Origin of the sequence: Streptomyces sp. NPDC096105 (assembly GCF_044763335.1) — a bacterium.
Lineage (GTDB): Bacteria > Actinomycetota > Actinomycetes > Streptomycetales > Streptomycetaceae > Streptomyces.
Genome location: NZ_JBIWGC010000018.1, coordinates 18,425 through 36,845, shown reverse-complemented (window position 1 = coordinate 36,845; position 18,421 = coordinate 18,425). Strand labels below are relative to the sequence as shown.

Genomic DNA, 18,421 nt, shown 5'->3' with positions numbered 1-18,421 from the left:
CCCGCAAGCCCTCCACCCGCACGCGGGCAGCCGCCTCTCGCTCCTCCAGCGCCCCCGGCACCGACGCCACCGCGCACCCCTCGACCGATGAAGCGGACACAAGACGTCGCGATGCCTCCCTCAACCCGAGCGAAACTATGCCTGACCAGCAGGGATCAAGGGACCGCGTGGGGTTGGGACACGGCTTCTCAGCAAAGACGCCGCTCTGATGTGACTTACCGCTCGGGAGGGGAAGCCGACAGCCAGACCCCTGGCCGAGGTGTGCGCCCACGCCGCAGAAGGCACCGTGCGGGCACCGGCCGGAACTGGCGCCCTCTCGGCCCGTCGCGCTCCCGGCGGCGCATCCGTCTCCGCCGGCAGGAGCATGCTCCGGGGCGCCGGTCAGGCCTGGAGCCGGCGGTGGGCACGGATGATGTCGGCGTAGTGGTGGCCGCTGGACTTGATGGTGCGGGTCTGTGTCGCGTAGTCGACGTGGACGAGGCCGAAGCGCTTGTCGTAGCCGTAGGCCCATTCGAAGTTGTCGAGCAGGGACCAGGCGTAGTAGCCGGCGAGGGGGGCTCCCTTGCGCACGGCGCGGGCGCAGGCGCTGATGTGCTGTTCCAGGTAGCGGGCCCGGTCGGGGTCGTCGACGGTGCCGTCGGGGGCGACGGTGTCGGGGAAGGCGGAGCCGTTCTCGGTGACGTACAGCTCGCGGACGCCGTAGTCGTCGGTCAGCCGCATGAGGAACGCCTCCAGGCCGTCGGCGTCGATCTGCCAGTCCATGCCGGTGCGGGGCACGTCGGGCAGGCGGAACTCGCGGGCGTACGGGACGGGGCCGGCCGGGTCGTCGGCGACGGTGACCGGGAAGTAGTAGTTGAGGCCGTGCCAGTCGAGCGGGACGGCGATCGTCTCCAGGTCGCCCGCCCGTTCAGGCAGTTCGACGCCGTAGAGCTCGCGCATGTCGGCGGGGAAGCCCCTGCCGTACACGGGGTCGAGCCACCAGCGGTTGGTGTGGCCGTCCATGCGGGTGGCCGCCGCGAGGTCCTCCGGCCGGGTGGAGGCGGCCTCCACGGTCGAGTGGTTGGTGACGAGCCCGACCTGGGCGCCCGGCACCGCCGCGCGGATCGCCTGCGCGGCCAGTCCATGGCCGAGCAGCAGGTGGTACGAGGCGTGCACGGCGGCGGTCAGGTCGGTGAGGCCCGGAGCCATCCTGCCCTCGAGGTGGCCGATCCACCCGGAGCAGAGGGGTTCGTTCAAGGTGGCCCAGCGGGTGACCCGGTCGCCGAGCCGCCCGGAGACTGCGGAGGCGTAGGCGGCGAGGTGTTCGGCGGTATCGCGGCTGGTCCAGCCGCCGCGGTCCTGGAGCGCCTGGGGCAGGTCCCAGTGGTAGAGGGTGATGTTGGGTGTGATGCCGGCGTCGAGGAGGCCGTCGACGAGGCGGTCGTAGAAGTCGAGGCCGGCCGCGTTGAGGGGGCCGTCGCCGCCGGGGACGACGCGGGGCCAGGCGATGGACATCCGGTAGGCGTCGGCGCCCAGCTCCTTCATGAGGGCGATGTCCTCGGGCCAGCGGTGGTAGTGGTCGCAGGCCACGTCGCCGTGGTCGTCGTTGTCGACCTTCCCCGGGGTGTGGGAGAAGGTGTCCCAGATCGACGGGGCCCGGCCGTCCTCGGAGACGGCGCCCTCGATCTGGTAGGCGGAAGTGGCCGTGCCCCACACGAAGTCGTGGGGGAAGGCGGCGAGGTCTATCGCTTCGGACACTGAGGGTGCCTCTCTGGGTGACGGGGGTGATCGGAGGGTGCGGGGGCGCGGGCCGCTACTTCACGGCGCCGGCGGTCAGTCCGGTGACGAGGTAGCGCTGGAGGAGCAGGAAGCCGGCGACGACGGGCAAGCTGACGACGAGTGAGGCGGCCATGATCTGGTTCCAGTACACGTCGTTCTGGGTGGAGTAGCCCTGCAGGCCGACGGCGAGGGTGCGGGTGGTGTCGTTGGTCATGACGGAGGCGAAGAGGACCTCGCCCCAGGCGGTCATGAACGCGTAGACGGCGACGGCGACGATGCCGGGGATCGCGGCGGGCACGATGACTCTGAAGAGGGCGCCGAGCGGTCCGCAGCCGTCCACCTTGGCCGCTTCGTCGAGGTCTCTGGGCACCGAGTCGAAGTATCCGATCAGCATCCAGATGGAGAAGGGCAGCGAGAAGGTGAGGTAGGTGAGGATCAGGCCGCCGCGGGAGCCGAACAGCGCGATGCCGGTGGCGTTGCCGATGTTGACGTAGATGAGGAACAGCGGCAGCAGGAACAGGATGCCGGGGAACATCTGGGTCGACAGGACCGTCACCGTGAAGACGCGTTTGCCGCGGAAGGAGTAGCGGCTGACCGCGTAGGCCGCGAACACGGCGATGGTGACGGAGCAGACGGTCGCCGCGCCGGCCACGATCAGCGAGTTCATGAAGTAGTCGGCCAGCGGGACCGTGTCCCAGATGTCGAAGTACGGGCGGACGGTGAGGCCCGAGGGGATCCACGCGAACTTCCCCGACACGTCCTCCAGCGGCTTCAGCGAGCTGGAGACCATCACGTACACCGGCAGCAGCACGAAGCCGGCGAGGAGCGTCAGGAAGATCCGCCGGCTCCACAGGAAGGACTGCGGGGCAGCCATCGGGGAGCGGGCCTGACGCCGGGACGGGCTAGGCATCGGAGGCCTTCCTTCCTCGGGAGGTGAGCAGGAGGTAGACGCCTGTCACCACGAGCAGGAACAGCAGCAGCAGGACCGACATGGCGGAGCCGGTGCCGAAGTTCCAGGTCTGGAACGAGGACTGGTAGATGTGCAGGGAGATGAGGTCTGCGGCCTCGGGCGCCGCCTCGCCGAAGAGGACGAAGGGGGTGTTGAAGTCGTTGAACGTCCACAGGAACAGCACCAGGACGAGGACCTGGTTGACCGGGCGCAGCGCCGGCAGTGTGATGCGGCGGATCTGCTGCCAGACGTCGGCGCCGTCGAGGGCGGCGGCCTCGTAGATCTCCTTCGGGATGTTCTGCAGTCCGGCCATGATGATGAGGAAGGCGAAGGGCCAGCCCTTCCACACCGAGACGATGAGCAGGGCGACGAAGCTGTTGTCGCCGATCAGCCAGAACGGAGGGCTGTCGGTGAGGCCGAGCTGGTCGTGCACGACGTGGTTGATCAGGCCGTTGTCGCGCTGGAACATGAACGCCCAGGTGATGACGGCGGCGTAGACGGGCAGCGCGTAGGGGACGAGGAAGAGCGTGCGCAGGAAGCCACGGCCGCGGAAGCTCTCCTGCATGAATACGGCGGTGGCCACCCCGAGCAGCCAGCACAGCCCGACCGAGAGGACGGTGAACAGGCAGGTGGTGAGGAAGGAGTTCAGCAGCGCTTCGCCCACGGGGGCGTCGAAGTCGACCGCGAGGGAGTAGTTGTCGAAGGCGGCCCACGGTGCGGTGGTCCAGTCGCGGATGTAGAACTGGGTCAGCTCCTTGAAGCTGACGACGATGCCGATCACCATCGGCACCAGGTGGACCAGGAGTTCGAGCAGGAGCGCGGGCAGGAGCAGGAGGTACGGCAGGCTGATGCGCCGCAGCCGCCCGGAGCGGCGCCTGCGCGGCGCTCCGGGGGAACTCTTGCGTGCCTTCCGCTCGCCTGTGTCAGGGGCAGCGGTGAGAGTCATCGTGGTGGTCCGCCACTCAGTTCTTGGGCATCTGCTGCTGGGCCTTTTCGAGCTTGGCCCGCACCGACTCGGTGGTCACCGGCCGCCCCGCGGCGGCGTCGGCGAAGAGCTCCTTGACCGCGGTGCCGACGACGGTCTCGAACTGGGACTCCTCGGGCACCTGCGGGAGCGCGGTGGCGCTGCTCGCCAGAGTCTCGCGCAGCACGGCGAGCGAAGGCGTGTTGAAGGCCGGGTCCTCCTGCGCGGCCTTGACCGGCGGGATGGAGCCGTAGGCCTTGTTGAGGATGACCTGCTCTTCCTCGCTGGTCATGAAGTTGACGAACTTCTTGGCACCGTCGATGTTCCTGGTGTTCTTGAAGACGGCCATGTTGATGCCGGCGACCATGGAGTTGGTGGCCTGGCCCGGGCCGGGCTCGCCGGACTGCACGGGGGCGGGCGCCACTCCCCACTCGTCGTCGTTCATGCCCTGGGCCTTGAAGGTGGCCGACGCGGTCTGCCACAGCACCATGCCCGTCCTGTCCTTCGCGAAGTCGCTCAGGGACTGGTTCTGGGCGTACTCGGCGTTCCCCGGGGCAATGATCTTGGCCTTGGCCATCAGGTCGACGTACTGCTTGACCGCGGTGACCGCGCCGTCGGAGGTGAAGTCCGGCTTGCCGTCGGGGGTGAAGAAGCCGGCACCGTGCTGCTTGCCGAGGACGAACACCTGGTGGATGTTGTTCGACAGGTTGGAGCCCTCGGCGCCCAGACCGTTGTACCCCTTCGCGGTGAGCTTCTTGCCGGCGGCGACCAGCTCGTCCCAGGTTGCCGGCGGCTTGGCGATCCCGGCCTCGGCGAACAGCTTCTTGTTGTAGTAGAGCGCGTAGGCCATGGAGTACAGCGGCACGGCGGCCGGGTCCTGGCCCTGGATGCCGGTGGAGCCGAGCGCGGACTCCACGAACCGGTCCCGGCCGCCGATCGCCTTGAAGTTCTCGGCGTCCCAGGGCAGCAGGGCGCCGGTGGCCTGGAGGGAGGCGCTCCAGGTGTTGCCGATGTTGAGGACATCGGGGCCCTGGCCGGAGGTGGTGGCGGTGAGAATCCGGTTCAGCAGGTCGGACCAGGGCACGACCTCCAGCTTCACCTTGATGCCGGTCTCCTTCTCGAACTTGTCGAGTTCCGGCTGGAGGACCTTCTTGTCGGCCTCCAGGTTGGCGCCCTGGTTCGAAGCCCAGTAGGTGAGCGTCTTCGGCTGGTCGTTGGAACCCTCCGAGCCGGAGGAGCCCCCACCGCAGGCGGCCGCGGTGAGAACGAGGGAAAGGGTGACGACGCCGACGGCTGCGGCTCTGATTCTGCGCATGTCTTCAGGGGCCCTTCCGGAAAGGTTGACGGACTTCGTCTGCGGGGAGGGGCGACACGAGTGACGTCCCGCGTTCGAGCCCTGAAGCACCCCGCCGCTTAATTCACGGTGTGAGTTAAACCTCAAGTGAAGGTCGCGTCAAGGCCCTTGTCCCATGTATGTTGCGTGCAGGACATTGAGGACGAGGGGGCAGGGTGAAGATGCGCAGCGGCCGTACGGTGCGTGACCTGCGGCGTGAGAATCGCACTGCGGTGTTGCAACGGTTGTATTTCGACGGCCCCCTCAGCCGCTTCTCGCTCGGTCCGGTCACCGGGCTCAGCTCGGGCTCGGTGAGCAACGTGGTCTCCGAGCTGGTCGCCGAGGGCTTGGTCGAGGAGGCCGGCAGCGTGGACTCGGCCGGCGGGCGCCCCCGGACGCTGCTGCGTATCAGCGCGCACAGCGGCTACATGATCGGCGTGGACGTCGGCGAGACACGGGTACGGATCGAGCTGTTCGACCTGTCTCTTACCGAACTCGCGCGGGTGGAACGTCCGTTGGCGACCGAGAGTTCCCGGCGGGTGGACCGCTACGACGTCGGTGTCGTGGTCGGTCACCTCCGCGAGGGCATCCCCGAGGTCCTGGACCTGGCCGGTATCCCGGCGGAGCGGCTGCTGGGCGTCGGGATCGGCGTGCCGGGCATCGTCGCCCGGAGTGCGCAGGACGGCGCCGTCGTGCACGGCCAGACCATCGGCTGGGACGCCGTCCCGCTGGAGCGTCTGCTGCGCGAGTCCCGGCTGCTGCCCGAGGCCGTGCCGTACTACATCGACAACGGTGCCAAGACGCTCGGCCAGGCGGAGATGTGGTTCGGGGCCGGGCGGGGGGCGCAGAACGCGGTGGTGGTCCTCTTCGGCTCCGGCGTCGGCGCCTGCGTCGTCACCGACGACATGCGGTCCGGCCGGGCCCTGGAGTGGGGGCATCTGACCGTACGGGTGCGGGGCCGGAACTGCCGCTGCGGTGCGACGGGCTGCCTGGAGGCGTACGCCGGCGCGGAAGCGCTCCTGGAACGGTGGGCGGAGGCGGGCGGGCGGCCACCGGCGGGCGCGGACGAGGAGACCGCGCTGACCGCGATGCTCGCCGCCGCGTACCCGGCCCCCGACGCCGAGGGGGTCACCGCGCCGGCGGATGCGACCGCTCTGGCCGTGCTGGAGGAGACCGCCGAGTACCTGGGCGCCGGCTTCTCCGACCTGATCAACCTGTTCCAGCCCGAACGCATCCTCGTCGGCGGCTGGGCCGGACTCCAACTCGGGCGGCGCTTCCTCGACACCGTGCGGGCATACGCCACCTCGTATTCGCTGAAGTATCCGGGCGGGCGCGTCGACATCGACCTGGGCACCCTGGGGCCGGACGCCGTCACGGTCGGAGCGGCGATCCTGCCGCTCGCCGCGTTCTTCGCCCGCGGGGGCCGCCGCGCCGAGGCGGCCCCGGAGCAGCAGAGTCCCGTGTGGCAGACCAGCCTGCGGGAGCGGGCGGCGCAGTGAGGGGCCTCAGCCGTGGAGGGCTGAGGGCTCCACCGTCACCTCGCCCTGCCACCGCAGGTCTCCCGCCGACCTGCCCGCCATGAGCCGATGGGGTCCGGGCTCCACTGCCCAGGCGTGCTCGTCCTGCGACCAAGTCGTCGTGCCGGTGAGCAGCCGTACTTCCTGCTCAAGGGTCAGCTTGCCCATGTGCCGGCCGAGCGTGCTGTCGTCCACGCCCCGCCTTTCTCACAGGTACTCGGTCATGGCCCTTGCCGGTGGCCCCGGGCAGGGCAGGGAGCCCGGCCGCCCTCGCGTGAGCGGGAGCGGCCGGGCCCGGGAGGTACGGCCGGTCAGGACAGTCGGTAGTCCGCGTTCAGGACCGCGTCCCGTTCCGGGTGGTACAGGTCGTAGCCGCGCGCGTCGCACTGGAAACCGCCCCTGATGCACCCGTCGACCAGTGCCTCGAGGGTGCGCTCCTCCCACGCGTTGAAGAAGTCGTAGTGGAAGGAGTAGCCGCGACCGCCGGCCAGGCGGACCTGGCTCATGTCGCCGTTGACCGGGAAGGCCATCTTGAACTCGATCATCGGCACGGCGACCGGGTGGGAGGCCGGGCACATGGTGTCGTTGGTGCCGGGTTTGACGACCGGGTAGGCCATGTGACTCTTGTGGTCGGGGGTGTCGAGGTACTTGCCGTCCCAGCAACTGGGCGCCTGCATGCGGAGGTTGAGCTGTACGTCGGGCCTGCTCGGGCAGCTCGCCGGGAAGTCGGTGTGGAAGAAGCTGTCACCGCATTCCCAGCCCTCGACGAAGCCTCGATGGCGGCGGAACTCGTCGGCGCTCTGCATCGGGTCGCCCACGACGAACCGCAGCCCCTTGGGGAAGGGCCGCACGCTGGTGTAGTCGGTGACACCTGCCTTGTAGTAGATGACCTGCGGGCCCACCGGAAGGATCTTCTTGTCCCCGTCGTACAGGGAGGGCATCCAGTACGCGGAGCCGTCGGCGGGTGCGAGGCACTTGGTGGCGCCGCCGTAGAGCGAATCGGTGGTGCTGTGCGCGTCGGTCGAGGTGTTCCCCATGAAGGTGTGGTCGTGGGACCTGCCCGGCTGTCCCGGGTACACGATCGGGTCGTCCGGCGCGGTGTGCGTGACGGAGCAGTTGGCCTGGAACTCCTTGTGGTAGCGCGGCGGCGGAGTGTGCGTGGACGGTGTGACGCCGGTGACCTGGGGGACGGCCGGTATGTAACCGTCCCCGTCGTGGTCGTCGCCGGACGCCTGGGCCGACACGGCCGTCGTGTGCCTGGCGTGGCCGCCGGCCGCTGCGGCACTTTCCGGATCGGCCGCGGTGGCGACCGTACCGAGACCGAGGACGGATGCGACGAGAGCGCTTCCGAGAAGGAGCGCGGGGAGTCGTTTCGTACGCCATCTCATGGAGGGCCTCCAGCCCATGGGGGGGTGTGGTGATCCGGCAGGGGGCTGAGCGGCCCCCTGCCGGGGCCTGGCGTGGTGCGTCAGCAGGAGACGTGCGTCAGCCGTAGACGCCGAACTCGTGGAGCGAGCAGCCCCAGCCCGTCCCTCTGGCCGTCAGGTGGAGACGGACGTGCCGTGCGGTCGCCGTGACGTCGATGGTGTCGATGTCGCCGTTGCCGGTCGTCGTGGAGTGGACCGTGTGCCGGGTGCTTCCGTCGTCGGGCACCTGGACCTCATAGGACTTCGCATAGGCCGGGTCCCACCGCAACTGGAGCTTGCGGATCGCGGTGGGGGCGCCGAGGTCGACGCGGATCCACTGCGGGTCGCTCCAGTCACTGGCCCAGCGGGTGTCGGCCCTGCCGTCGGTCGCCCGGCGGGCTCGCAGGGGCAGCCGCCGTACGACTGCTGGAAGGAGGAGGCGGTGGCGGTCCTGCCACGCGACAGCAGGGTGTCGGCCGCCTGGGCGGGCGGGGCGGTGAGGGTGAGCGACGAGGCCACCAGCGCGCCGAGGGCCAGCGCGGCGAGGCCGGGGCGGGTGGTGAGGGAGGTCTGGACACATCTGCTCCTGGCAGGTCGAAGTGCCGGGTGGGGAGCGCTCACCAGGAAGTCCCGGTCCCCGTACGGCGCATGGCTGCGGCGTGCCGCTCAGTGCGGGAAGGCACGGTCGCCCGGGGCGTTGCGGGGTGCGGCCCCGGGCGCCCGGTTCAGGCACCGGACCGCGGGGCCCCTCCGGGCCGGGGCGCGGGTGTGTCACCCGGACCGGAGGGGAGTCGGTGCCGGCGGACGGACCACCCGGCCGGCCGGCGGACGGCGTGTCAGGGGAAGGACACGAGGGTGGACGGCACGGTCGAGGTTCCCGCGGGGACCGTGGACGCTCCTGTGTCGTTGATGACGTGGTTGTAGTGGCCCATGCCGCCGAGGGACACCACCAGCAGGCTGTGGAACTTGATCCCCGGCTTGACCGGGGTCTTGAAGCCGTGGTGCTGGCGGATGGACGGGTCGACGTTGTAGTTGCAGTAACTGCCCAGGCCCCACGCCTCATGCGTGTCGACGGAGTCGTCGACGCGGTAGGCGGCGTAGCCCTGGGTGGAGCCGTTCTGGATGGCCGCCTGGTCGGGCGCGTCGTACGCCTTCTCGTTCTGGTAGAAGATCGTGCGTCCGCGCTCGCCGTACCACTCGACGTCGTACTTGTTGAAGTGCTCGACGAACAGACCGGTGGCGAGCACGTCGTCGCCGTTGACGCGGACGCCGTAGTCGGCGCGGTTGGTCTCCCAGCCGACGCCCTCGCCGTGGTCGGCGCGCCAGACCCAGGTGTGGTCGATGATCGTGTCGTCGCTGTTGACGACCATGCTGGTGGTCGCCTTGCCCGCGTGTGCGCCGCCGATCCGGATGTAGACGTCCTGGACGGTGGTGGGGTTGGCGGCGTGGTCGGCGGAGGCTCCCCGCGGGCCGACCTCCAGCAGGGTCGGGGAGTTGACGGTGCCGGCGTCGATGAGGAAGCCGGCCAGTCGCACGCCGTCGACGTCGGCGACCTTCATCGCGGTCACCCCGTTGTCGGGGATGATCGTGGCCAGGCCGAGGCCCAGCACGATGGTGTCGGCCCGGTCGACGTTGATGGTCCGGTCGACGTGGTAGACGCCCGGGGTGAACAGCAGGTGCAGGCCCTGGGCGAGCGCCTGGTTGATGGTGGCGGCGGTGGCGCCGGGCTTGACGACGTAGAACTTGCTGAGCGGGATCGACTCGCCCTGGGGGGTGCCGCTCGCCCAGGTGGTGCCGCGGGCGTTCGTGCGCTTGGCCGGCGCGAAGACCTTGTACTCGCTGCCGTCCAGATAGAGGAACGGCTTCTCGCGGGAGATGGGGGTGGTGTTCAGGGTCGTGTAGCGGGGCTCGGGGAAGCTGTTCGCCGGGGCGCCCTCGACACCTGAGAAGACCTGGTTCCACACGGAGTTGGACCAGCCGCCGATGGCGCTGTCACGGGTGTACCACTGCTGCTGCGAGTAGTTGCCGACCTGGCCGTCGATCTTGCTGTCGGCGATGTAGCCGCCGCTGGCCCATCCGTAGCCGTTCGGCGCGAGGTTCAGCCCGCCCTTGACGTGCATACGGCGGAACGACGCCGCCTGGGAGACCGCCCACCGGTTGGTGCCGCTCACCGGGTTCAGCGCCAGGTTCTCGGCCGCCCGCCAGAAGTTCTGCGTGGCGTTGCCGTTGAACCAGCCGGCGTCGACCGTCACGTCACCGTTGATGGTCGTGTCGTCGGGCTTCAGGCCGAGGCCCGCGATCTGGGTGTAGAAGCCGATCTGGGCGTTGAGGTTGTGGTACGTGCCCGGCTTGAAGAAGAACGCGTGCCGGCCGTTGCCGAACTGCGCGGACTCCTGCCGGCGGAACACCTCGTCCAGCTTGGCCTGGATGCCCGGCGTCGACGGGTCGAAGACGTGCACGTTCGGGCCGAGGTCACCGCCGCCCGGCAGTTGCGGGCCGCCGGCGCCGCTCTCGCCGTACACCTTGAACTCCCAGAGCGAGTAACCGTACTGGGTGGCGCGGGCCGTGCCGTACATCCGGACGTATCGGGCCTCGCCCGTCACGTTGACGGTGTCCGTGCCGCCGTCGCCGGTGGTGGTCCGGTAGGCCGTCGACCAGTCCGTGCCGTTGGTGGAGAGCTCGATGCGGTAGCTCTTGCCGTACGCCGCCTCCCAGTCCAGGACGACCTGGCTCACCTGGGTGGTCGCGCCGAGATCGACGCGGATCCACTGCGGGTCGGAGTGGGCGCTGGACCAGCGGGTGCCGGAGTTGCCGTCGACGGCGTCGACGGCCGGCGTGCCGCCGTGCTCCTGACTGGAGGCCGTGACCGGCTTGCCCTGGGACAGCAGCACGGGTGCGGCCTCGGCCTGCCGGGCGGGCGCGAGGGTGAGCAGGGTGGCGGCGAGAGCGGTGACCAACGCGCCGACGACACCTCGGCGCACGGGTCTGCGGGGTGGTGGCGCAACTGACGGTATGCCAACTGCGGGCATGTGGGGGCTCCTTGGAAACGAAAACGACAGGGGAGAGCGTTCTCCGGAACCTTGCCCGCAACGAGACGGGCGGTCAAGGATCTGTCATTACTTATCTTTCATCTTTCATTAAGTGGCAGTTGAGCGCCGGTACGTCCGAGGCACGGCTGGTGCGGCATCGGGGGGGGACCCGGCCGCACCACCGGTCAGCCCCACCGCGCGGCGGCCGGCAAGGCTTCCGGAGGGGACACCGCGGACAGGCACGGCATGAGGGAAACCGTTTGCCCCACAGGCGAGTCGATGCACCGTCAGGTGCGGATTACACGTTTTCTCAAGGTGAACGTAAACCCTTGACACACCTTCTCGACGCCAGCAGGCTCCCCCACCAGAGAACGCTCCCTGTCCTTCTGGCCCCACCCGATCGCTTCGAGGAGCCGCCGTGAGTCCGATGCGCCGCCGCCTGGGCCTGCTCATAGCCCTCGCGGTCATCCTGCTGTCGTTCGCCGGCCTGCCGGGCCCCCCGTCCGCCCACGCCGCCGACCCCCTGCTTTCCCAGGGCAGACCGGTGACGGTCTCGTCCGCGGAGAACCCGTTCGCCGGCGCCAACGCCGTGGACGGTGATCCGGGCACTCGCTGGTCCAGCGCCTTCGCCGACCCTCAGTGGATCCAGGTCGACCTGGGTGCTTCCGCCAAGATCAGCGAGGTCGCCCTGAACTGGGAGGCCGCCTACGCCAAGGCGTTCCAGATCCAGGTGTCCGCCGACGCCCGTACCTGGTCCACGGTCCACGTGACCGCCGCCGGTACCGGTGGCGACCAGCGGCTGACCGTCTCGGGCACCGGCCGGTACGTCCGCATGTACGGCACCCAACGAGCCACCCGGTACGGCTACTCCCTGTGGGAGTTCCAGGTGTACGGCAGCAAGGACACCGGCGGCGACCCGGATCCCGCCCCCGGCGAGAGGCTCCTGTCCTACGGCAGGACCGGCACGGCCTCCAGCTCGCAGCACGACGGTCACTGCTGGGAGTGCTCCCCCGCCCGCGCCTTCGACCGCGACCCCGCCACCCGCTGGGCGACCAGCCCCACGAACGGCTGGACCGACCCCGGCTGGATCTCCGTCGACCTGGGCGCGACGGCGCAGATCAGCAAGGTGGTGCTCCAGTGGGACCCGGCCTACGCCAAGTCGTTCCAGATCCAGGTCTCGCCCGACAACACGAACTGGACCCCGATCTACTCGACCACCACCGGCACCGGCTTCAAGCAGACCCTGGCCGTCTCCGGAACCGGCCGGTACGTCCGCATGTACGGCACCCAACGAGCCACCCAGTACGGCTACTCGCTGTGGGAGTTCCAGGTGTACGGCGCCGGCGGAGCCCCGATCACCCCGCCACCTCTGCCACCCGACCCCGCCGACCCGCCCCGGATCGTCTGGCAGGACGAGTTCAACTCCCCGGCGGGCACCAAGCCCGACCCGGCCAAATGGTCCGCGGACCCCGGCACCGGCCCCAACAACGAACTGGAGTACTACACCCACCACGACAACGTGAGCATGGACGGCGCCGGTCACCTCGTCATAGAGGCACGCAAGCAGGCCACGCCCGGCACCTCGTGCCCGGCCGACCCGCTCACCGGGAGCGGCACCTGCCAGTACACCTCCGCCCGGATCAACACCGGCAACAAGTTCGCGTTCACGTACGGCCGGGTCGAGGCGCGGATCAAGGTGCCCAAGGGCAACGGTCTGTGGCCCGCCTTCTGGATGATGGGCGCCGACTTCCTCGACGGCCGTCCGTGGCCGTACAACGGCGAGATCGACATCATGGAAGTCCTCGGAAAGGACGTGAAGACCTCGTACTCGACCGTCCACGCACCGGCCTACAACGGCGGCGGCGGAATCGGCGCCCCCTACAAGCTGCCGGGTGACGCCGACTACTCGGACGACTTCCACGTGTGGGCCGCCCACTGGGACAGCAAGGGCATCGTCTACAGCCTCGACGGCCGGACCGTCCTCACGCTCGACAAGGCCCAGATCGAACAGACCCGCGGCCCGTGGGTCTTCGACCACCCCTTCTACCTGATTCTCAACCTCGCCATCGGCGGCGACTGGCCCGGACCGCCCGACACCTCGACCCCGTTCCCGGCGAAGATGCTGGTCGACTACGTTCGGGTCTATCAGTGACACGCCGTCCGCCGTGAACCGAGGGGCCGGGATCAGCGGTCCCGGCCCCTCCCCTCGGGAAGCCCGGACCCTGACCCGGTCCGGTTCGCCGGGCATCCCCCGAAACGCGATCCATCCCCGCGCGGAGCGCCCCAGGGGAACGGCGCGGTGGATCCGCCGGCGCATCATGGCCGGCGGTCCCCCCGAAGTCCGGACAGGCTCCGGGACCATCGGCAGCGTTCCAGGCCGGCCGCCCACCCGGTCGCTCTTGGCGGCGGTGGTACTCCTCGTTGAGATATTTGAGTCGGCGACGGCCCTCCTCACCCGCTCGTGTGGCCCCGGGGGCCGGGATACCGACTCGATGTGCAGCTTGGGACCAGGTCGATCAGTGTGGAGGGCGCAGGCGAGGGCCACGGTCCGCTGGTCAGGTTGACGCCGATGGAGCAGTGCTCACACGCCAGTCGGTAGTTGCGGCTGAGGAACGACCCCAGTCGAGAGGGCCGCCCCTGCGCCAGGGACTGCGGGAGACGGGTGGTGACCTCCTCGACCTCGTCGGTGCCCGCACCCTCGAAGATCCCGCGCTGGAGACGCCGACCTCGAAGGCGGCGACCGTCGACGACGACGGCCAGGCGCTCGAGCAGCTCCACAGGCTGCCCGGCCCCGGCCTGTGGTGGTGGCGGCGACACCCCCGCATCCTCACCGGAGACCTCGGGCGTTCGCTTCGCTCGGTCGGCGCCATCGGCACCGCCCCTGACACAACATGACCTCAGTCTCGTGGAGTTGCAGGACGACTCCTGAAAGCTGTTGTCTTCTCGATCCTGGGAGACGCACGTCGAACGGGAGTCCCGACCGGGTGGTCGCGGAGTGCTGGGCGCATACGAACAGGGCCTCCCGAACAGCTCGTCGGTGTCGAATCACCGAGCAGCAGCGGGAAGGCCCTGGTGCAGCAGTCCTGCGTGCCGATGGCCGGGCAGTCCAGCGCGGTCACCTGGGAGTGTGACTGCCCGGCTCACCGGTTCGGAAACGCCGCCGACAACGGGACGAAGGCGGTGCGGGCGTCGGTGTGCTCGTTCCACCGGGCGCCGATCCGGCCGCTGAGCTCGGCCTCGATCAGCCCCTGCAGCATGCGCTCGGCGACGTTGCGGACGAGCTCGATCCCGTCCCCCGTGCGTAGTGACTCCAGCAGGCGTTGCAGGTCAGACCGGGACAAGACCGCCGGGCACCTCCAGTGTTGAACCGGCTGTTCACCAGGGAGATTTGCACGGTGGCCTGCCCTGTGCGCAGGGAGCGGAGACCGTCGCCGGATGCACGCTCCGGGCATCCGCCCGCGCACACCCGCACGGTGATCGCCCACACCATTTCGCGGGACGCCATCCAGGCCGGTGGTGTGCTCAGCTTGACTCTGAAGCTCAGAACTCCTGACGGGACGGTCGCCATGACCCTCGCGCATGGCGGGTCAGGGGCCGCGGAACGTGGCGCGGTAGGCGCTGGGTGAGACCCCCAGTTCGGATCGCAGATGCAATCGCAATGAGTCGGCGGTGCCGAAGCCCGCGGTGGCGGCGACCTCTTCGATGGGCAGGTCGGTGCGTTCCAGCAGGGAGCAGGCTCGCTCGATGCGCTGTCGGGTGAGCCACCGTCCCGGCGATGTGCCGATCTCGTCCCGGAAGCGGCGGGTGAAGGTTCGCGTGCTCGTCGATTCCTGGTCTGCCAGTTCCCGGAGCGTGATGGGCCGGTGGAGGTTTGCGAGTGCCCATTGGCGCGCTTTGCCGGTCGAGGAGACACTCGGGTCCGGCATCGGCCGCTGCACGTACTGCGCCTGCCCGCCCTCGCGGTGTGGCGGGACGACGGAACCGCGCGCCACGTCGTTGGCGACTGCTGCGCCGTAGTCGGTGCGGATCATGTGCAGGCACAAGTCGATGCCCGACGCCGCTCCGGCAGAGGTGAGGACGCCGTCGTCGTCGGTGTAGAGGACGTCCAGGTCGAACACGACCTCCGGGAACCGCTCCCGGAACCGGGCGGATGAGCGCCAGTGCGTGGTTGCCCGCCGCCCTGTCAGCAGGCCCGCCGCGGCCAGCACGAACGAGCCCGTACAGATCGAAGCGATCCGTGTGCCCGGTCGGGTCCGCGCCAGCGCGGCGGTGAGCGAGGGGTCAAGCGGCCCGCTCCAGGGTTCGAAGTCGTCCTCGGAGCCGGGGACGATGACAGTGTCGGCCTCGGCCAGTGCCTCGAGGCCGTGAGCGACGGTGATGGAGAAATCGGCGTCCGTGTGCATCGCGCCGGGCTCGGTCGCGCACGTCACGATCTCGTAGAGCGCGGCGCCGGCGGCCGAGCGCGCCTGGCCGAAGATCCGGTGGACGATGCTGAGCTCGAACGACAGCACCTTGTCACGGACCAGGACCGCCACTCGGTGGCGCCCGTCCTCAGCGAAAGCAGCCATGGCCTGATCCTCGCAGATATTGTCCATCAGGCCAGTCGTCGTGGCGGTGCCGCACGGTCACCATCGACGTCATGAACGTTCTTTGGATTCTTGCCCACCCCGAACCCCGCTCGCTCAACAGCTACCTCGCCGCGGAGGGACAGCGCGCGCTCCGCGCTGAAGGTCACCAGGTCGAGGTGTCGGACCTGTACGCAATGGGCTGGAACCCCGTCGTCGACACCGCCGACTACACCCACCCCCCGGCGAAGCGGTTCCAGGTCGCTGCCGCTGCGAAGCAGGCGTACGAGAGCGGCGCGCTGAGCGCCGACATCCGAGCCGAGCAGGAAAAGATCAACCGGGCAGACACCATCGTGGTCCAGTTCCCGATGTGGTGGTTCGGAATGCCCGCCATCCTCAAGGGCTGGTTCGACCGGGTGTGGCACCAGGGCTTCGCATACGGGTTGCGCGGTCCGAACGGCGAGTGGATCGGCTACGGGGACGGGTTCCTCGCGGGCAAGCGTGCGATGACGGTTGTGACCATGGGCGGGCCGGCAGGGCTCTACGGTGAGCGGGGCATTCACGGATCCGTCGACGAGCTGCTGTTCCCGCTGCAGCACGGCACCCTGTTCTACGCGGGCGCGGAGGTGCTGCCCCCGGTGCTGATCACGGGTGCCGACCGGTTCACGCCCGAGGAGGGCGAGGCGGCGGCCGAGGAACTGCGCGAGCGCCTGCTCGCGATTCCGACGACCGAGCCGATCGCGTACCGACCGCAGAACGGCGGAGACTACGGCCACGACCTCGTGCTGCGACCGGACGTGGCACCGGGGCTGACCGGTCTGGGAGCGCACGTGGCCTGACACCGGCACACCAGGGGAATGGCGGCCCGCGCGTGAGGACGGTCTCGCTCAGCTACTGGGATCGGCACCAGCCGACGGCCGCGATCAACCGGCCGTCGGCCGCAGGCCGTCGGAGAACGTGAGGCCGCCTGGCCGGCTGAGCGGGAAAGCGGGTGCTTCCGCACAGTTCGAGGGTGTCGAAATCCACCGGGCAACAGGAGGCCCCTGGTGCTCCAGTTCCTCGTGTCGGCATCGCGGTCGTCCCACCCGGCACCCGGCGATGTGTGATCGCCTCGCTCACCGGTTCGGGAACGCCGGGAACCGGCCGTACAGGCGGCCGAGGTATCCGTCCGGCATGAGTGACGCGGAATGGGGGCGTAGCGACACGATGCCGGTTCCCGGCCGGCTGGAAGGCCGCGGCGGGCAGCCGGAGGGCAGTCGGCGCCCCGCGCTCAGTGCTCGTCGAGGGTCGGGCGCAGAGGCGCCTCCCGCAGCAGCAGGACGGCGGCCAGTGCGAGCAGGGCGAAGGGTACGGCGGCGGTGAACACGTCGCCGAAGGCCTGGCCGTACACCGTCCGGACGCTGTCCACGGCCGGGGGACCCAGCGCGCGCAGGTCCGGCAGGCCGCCGTCGAGTCCGGTCCCGGCCGGGGCGTGCGCGGCGGCGAGGGCGTCCACGCGGGCGGTCAGCAGGGAGCCGAGGGCGGCGAGGCCGAGCACACCGCCGAGGCTGCGGGAGAGGATCACGAAGGAGGTGACGGCGCCGAGGTCGTCGGGGGGCGCCGCGTTCTGGGCGATCGGCACGAGGTTCTGCGAGACGACGCCGACGCCGGAGCCTCCCGCGAACAGGGCGGCGCCCACCAGGAGCAGTGGCGTACGGGCCCCCGCGGCGCCCATGACGGAGAAGCCGAGGACGAGCAGCAGGGCCCCCGAGACCAGGGGGAGTTTCCAGCGGCCCCGCGCACTGATGAGCCGGCCGGAGACGACGGACCCGGACAGCAGGCCGGCGATCATCGGCAGGGTCAGCAGTCCCGACACGGCCGGCGACTGCGCCCGGGCGACCTGGAAGTACTGGGCCAGCAGGGCGGGAGCAGCGAACAGCGCCGGGCCGACCGCGAAGCCGGCCAGTGCCGACAGCGCGACGGTGCGGTCCCGCAGCAGGCGTGGCGGCAGCAGCGGGTCGACGGCCCGTGACTGCCGCCGGACGAACAGCGCGGCGAGGACGGGCACGGCACAGGCCGTTCCCGTCACCGGCCAGGACACCCATGGCACGCCGTTGCCGGCCCAGGTGACGGCGAGGAGGAGAGCCCCGACCGTCGCGGTGAGCAGGGCCGCACCCCACAGGTCGGGACGCGGCCCGCGCGACGTGCGCCCGGAGTCGGGCAGCCGCAGCGTGCGGTGGAGGGTGAGGGCGGCGCCGGCCGCGAGGAGCACGCCCAGATGGAAGCAGGCGCGCCAGCCCACCCCCGGAGTGTCGGCCAGCACACCGCCGAGCGGGGGGCCGGCGACCGTTCCGGCCGTCATGACCAGCGTGATGCGGCCGTTGTACCGGCCGCGCTCCCGTGGCGGGACCAGCGCGGCCACGATCACCTGGGCCAGCGCGTTCACCCCGCCGGCTCCCAGCCCCTGCACCGCCCGCCCGGCGATCAACTGCCCGACGTCGCCCGCGAGCGCGCACCAGGCCGATCCCAGGGCGAACAGGCCCAGTGAGATCTGGACCAGCGTCTTGCGGTCGGCGCGGTCGGCGAGCTTCCCCCACAGCGGCAGACTGAGCGTCGAGGCCACCATCGTGGCCGCGACGACCCACGTGAAGGCGGCCTGACCGCCGTCCAGGTCGGCGACGACGCGCGGCAGCGCGGTGACGACCACCGTGCTGGACAGCAGGCCGGCGAAGAGGCCGAGCAGCAGGGCGCGGAGCGCTCGGCGCGTCCGTACGGCGCTCTTGTCCACCGCGCTCACGAGCGGGGCGGCGGGCTGTGCCATGGGGATCCTCGGGGTCTGCGGGGTCACGGAGAGACGCCGTGACGGCTGGATGATGGCATCCGGCCGTGAGGGCACGGGACGCCGCACGCGCCGTACGTGT

Annotated in this window: 14 protein-coding genes and 1 pseudogene; 4 read left to right on the top strand and 11 right to left on the bottom strand. The window is 70.1% G+C overall.

The features are described 5' to 3' along the window. Positions 1-381 precede the first annotated feature (381 nt). The 4 genes from ACIQ8B_RS24780 to ACIQ8B_RS24765 are packed head-to-tail and all read right to left on the bottom strand — an operon-like array spanning position 382 to position 4,986. A complete protein-coding gene (locus ACIQ8B_RS24780) occupies positions 382-1,737 on the bottom strand; it encodes a GH1 family beta-glucosidase (protein ID WP_290003653.1) in 1,356 nt (451 codons plus the stop codon). A gap of 55 nt (positions 1,738-1,792) precedes the next feature. Beyond that, positions 1,793-2,632 (bottom strand): carbohydrate ABC transporter permease, encoded by an 840-nt coding sequence (locus ACIQ8B_RS24775; RefSeq protein WP_290003836.1) that lies wholly within the window; start codon positions 2,630-2,632, stop codon positions 1,793-1,795. Between the two features lie 28 nt (positions 2,633-2,660). Continuing rightward, on the bottom strand, positions 2,661-3,653 hold the full coding sequence (locus tag ACIQ8B_RS24770; protein WP_403549714.1) for a carbohydrate ABC transporter permease: 993 nt from the start codon (positions 3,651-3,653) through the stop codon (positions 2,661-2,663). Between the two features lie 16 nt (positions 3,654-3,669). Further along, positions 3,670-4,986: an ABC transporter substrate-binding protein gene (locus tag ACIQ8B_RS24765; RefSeq protein ID WP_403549711.1), complete on the bottom strand. Its 1,317-nt coding sequence runs from the start codon at positions 4,984-4,986 to the stop codon at positions 3,670-3,672. Between the two features lie 200 nt (positions 4,987-5,186). Between ACIQ8B_RS24765 and ACIQ8B_RS24760 the strand changes: the two genes are divergently transcribed. Continuing rightward, complete coding sequence (locus ACIQ8B_RS24760; RefSeq protein ID WP_403549846.1) at positions 5,187-6,503, top strand: ROK family protein; 1,317 nt, start codon at positions 5,187-5,189, stop codon at positions 6,501-6,503. Between the two features lie 6 nt (positions 6,504-6,509). Here the strand turns inward: ACIQ8B_RS24760 and ACIQ8B_RS24755 are convergent, their stop codons facing one another. The 4 genes and pseudogenes from ACIQ8B_RS24755 to ACIQ8B_RS24740 form a co-directional block, all read right to left on the bottom strand. After that, positions 6,510-6,716: a hypothetical protein gene (locus ACIQ8B_RS24755; protein WP_403549709.1), complete on the bottom strand. Its 207-nt coding sequence runs from the start codon at positions 6,714-6,716 to the stop codon at positions 6,510-6,512. A gap of 116 nt (positions 6,717-6,832) precedes the next feature. Continuing rightward, the gene (locus tag ACIQ8B_RS24750) at positions 6,833-7,909 is read right to left on the bottom strand and encodes a DUF1996 domain-containing protein (RefSeq protein ID WP_403549707.1); all 1,077 of its coding nucleotides are present in this window, start codon (positions 7,907-7,909) and stop codon (positions 6,833-6,835) included. Positions 7,910-8,006: 97 nt separating this feature from the next. Continuing rightward, positions 8,007-8,437 (bottom strand): annotated as a pseudogene (locus tag ACIQ8B_RS24745) (discoidin domain-containing protein); the annotation flags it as partial. 326 nt (positions 8,438-8,763) lie between these two features. Next, complete coding sequence (locus ACIQ8B_RS24740; RefSeq protein ID WP_403549705.1) at positions 8,764-10,956, bottom strand: discoidin domain-containing protein; 2,193 nt, start codon at positions 10,954-10,956, stop codon at positions 8,764-8,766. Between the two features lie 427 nt (positions 10,957-11,383). Here ACIQ8B_RS24740 and ACIQ8B_RS24735 point away from each other — a divergent pair, with 427 nt between their 5' ends. Together ACIQ8B_RS24735 and ACIQ8B_RS24730 are read left to right on the top strand one after the other, a co-directional pair. Further along, positions 11,384-13,108, top strand: coding sequence for a discoidin domain-containing protein (locus ACIQ8B_RS24735; protein WP_403549845.1), 1,725 nt, complete (start codon positions 11,384-11,386; stop codon positions 13,106-13,108). Positions 13,109-13,533: 425 nt separating this feature from the next. Beyond that, positions 13,534-13,851, top strand: coding sequence for a hypothetical protein (locus tag ACIQ8B_RS24730; RefSeq protein ID WP_290003665.1), 318 nt, complete (start codon positions 13,534-13,536; stop codon positions 13,849-13,851). Between the two features lie 245 nt (positions 13,852-14,096). Here the strand turns inward: ACIQ8B_RS24730 and ACIQ8B_RS24725 are convergent, their stop codons facing one another. Continuing rightward, entirely contained in the window at positions 14,097-14,297 is a 201-nt protein-coding gene (locus tag ACIQ8B_RS24725) for a hypothetical protein (protein ID WP_403549703.1), read from the bottom strand. Positions 14,298-14,543: 246 nt separating this feature from the next. Then, the gene (locus ACIQ8B_RS24720; protein ID WP_403549701.1) at positions 14,544-15,551 is read right to left on the bottom strand and encodes a GlxA family transcriptional regulator; all 1,008 of its coding nucleotides are present in this window, start codon (positions 15,549-15,551) and stop codon (positions 14,544-14,546) included. A 44-nt stretch (positions 15,552-15,595) separates the two neighbouring features. Between ACIQ8B_RS24720 and ACIQ8B_RS24715 the strand changes: the two genes are divergently transcribed. Further along, positions 15,596-16,360, top strand: coding sequence for an NAD(P)H-dependent oxidoreductase (locus tag ACIQ8B_RS24715; RefSeq protein WP_403549699.1), 765 nt, complete (start codon positions 15,596-15,598; stop codon positions 16,358-16,360). A gap of 431 nt (positions 16,361-16,791) precedes the next feature. Here the strand turns inward: ACIQ8B_RS24715 and ACIQ8B_RS24710 are convergent, their stop codons facing one another. Beyond that, the gene (locus ACIQ8B_RS24710) at positions 16,792-18,321 is read right to left on the bottom strand and encodes an MFS transporter (RefSeq protein ID WP_403549697.1); all 1,530 of its coding nucleotides are present in this window, start codon (positions 18,319-18,321) and stop codon (positions 16,792-16,794) included. Positions 18,322-18,421 lie beyond the last annotated feature (100 nt).

Excerpts from the sequence above, each read along its gene's own strand:
- ACIQ8B_RS24775 (WP_290003836.1), bottom strand. The coding sequence starts at position 2,632 with ATGGCTGCCCCGCAGTCCTTCCTGTGGAGCCGGCGGATCTTCCTGACG.
- ACIQ8B_RS24710 (WP_403549697.1), bottom strand. The coding sequence starts at position 18,321 with ATGGCACAGCCCGCCGCCCCGCTCGTGAGCGCGGTGGACAAGAGCGCC.
- ACIQ8B_RS24715 (WP_403549699.1), top strand. The coding sequence starts at position 15,596 with ATGAACGTTCTTTGGATTCTTGCCCACCCCGAACCCCGCTCGCTCAAC.
- ACIQ8B_RS24740 (WP_403549705.1), bottom strand. The coding sequence starts at position 10,956 with ATGCCCGCAGTTGGCATACCGTCAGTTGCGCCACCACCCCGCAGACCC.
- ACIQ8B_RS24760 (WP_403549846.1), top strand. The coding sequence starts at position 5,187 with ATGCGCAGCGGCCGTACGGTGCGTGACCTGCGGCGTGAGAATCGCACT.
- ACIQ8B_RS24735 (WP_403549845.1), top strand. The coding sequence starts at position 11,384 with ATGCGCCGCCGCCTGGGCCTGCTCATAGCCCTCGCGGTCATCCTGCTG.
- ACIQ8B_RS24765 (WP_403549711.1), bottom strand. The coding sequence starts at position 4,986 with ATGCGCAGAATCAGAGCCGCAGCCGTCGGCGTCGTCACCCTTTCCCTC.
- ACIQ8B_RS24770 (WP_403549714.1), bottom strand. The coding sequence starts at position 3,653 with ATGACTCTCACCGCTGCCCCTGACACAGGCGAGCGGAAGGCACGCAAG.
- ACIQ8B_RS24750 (WP_403549707.1), bottom strand. The coding sequence starts at position 7,909 with ATGAGATGGCGTACGAAACGACTCCCCGCGCTCCTTCTCGGAAGCGCT.
- ACIQ8B_RS24720 (WP_403549701.1), bottom strand. The coding sequence starts at position 15,551 with ATGGACAATATCTGCGAGGATCAGGCCATGGCTGCTTTCGCTGAGGAC.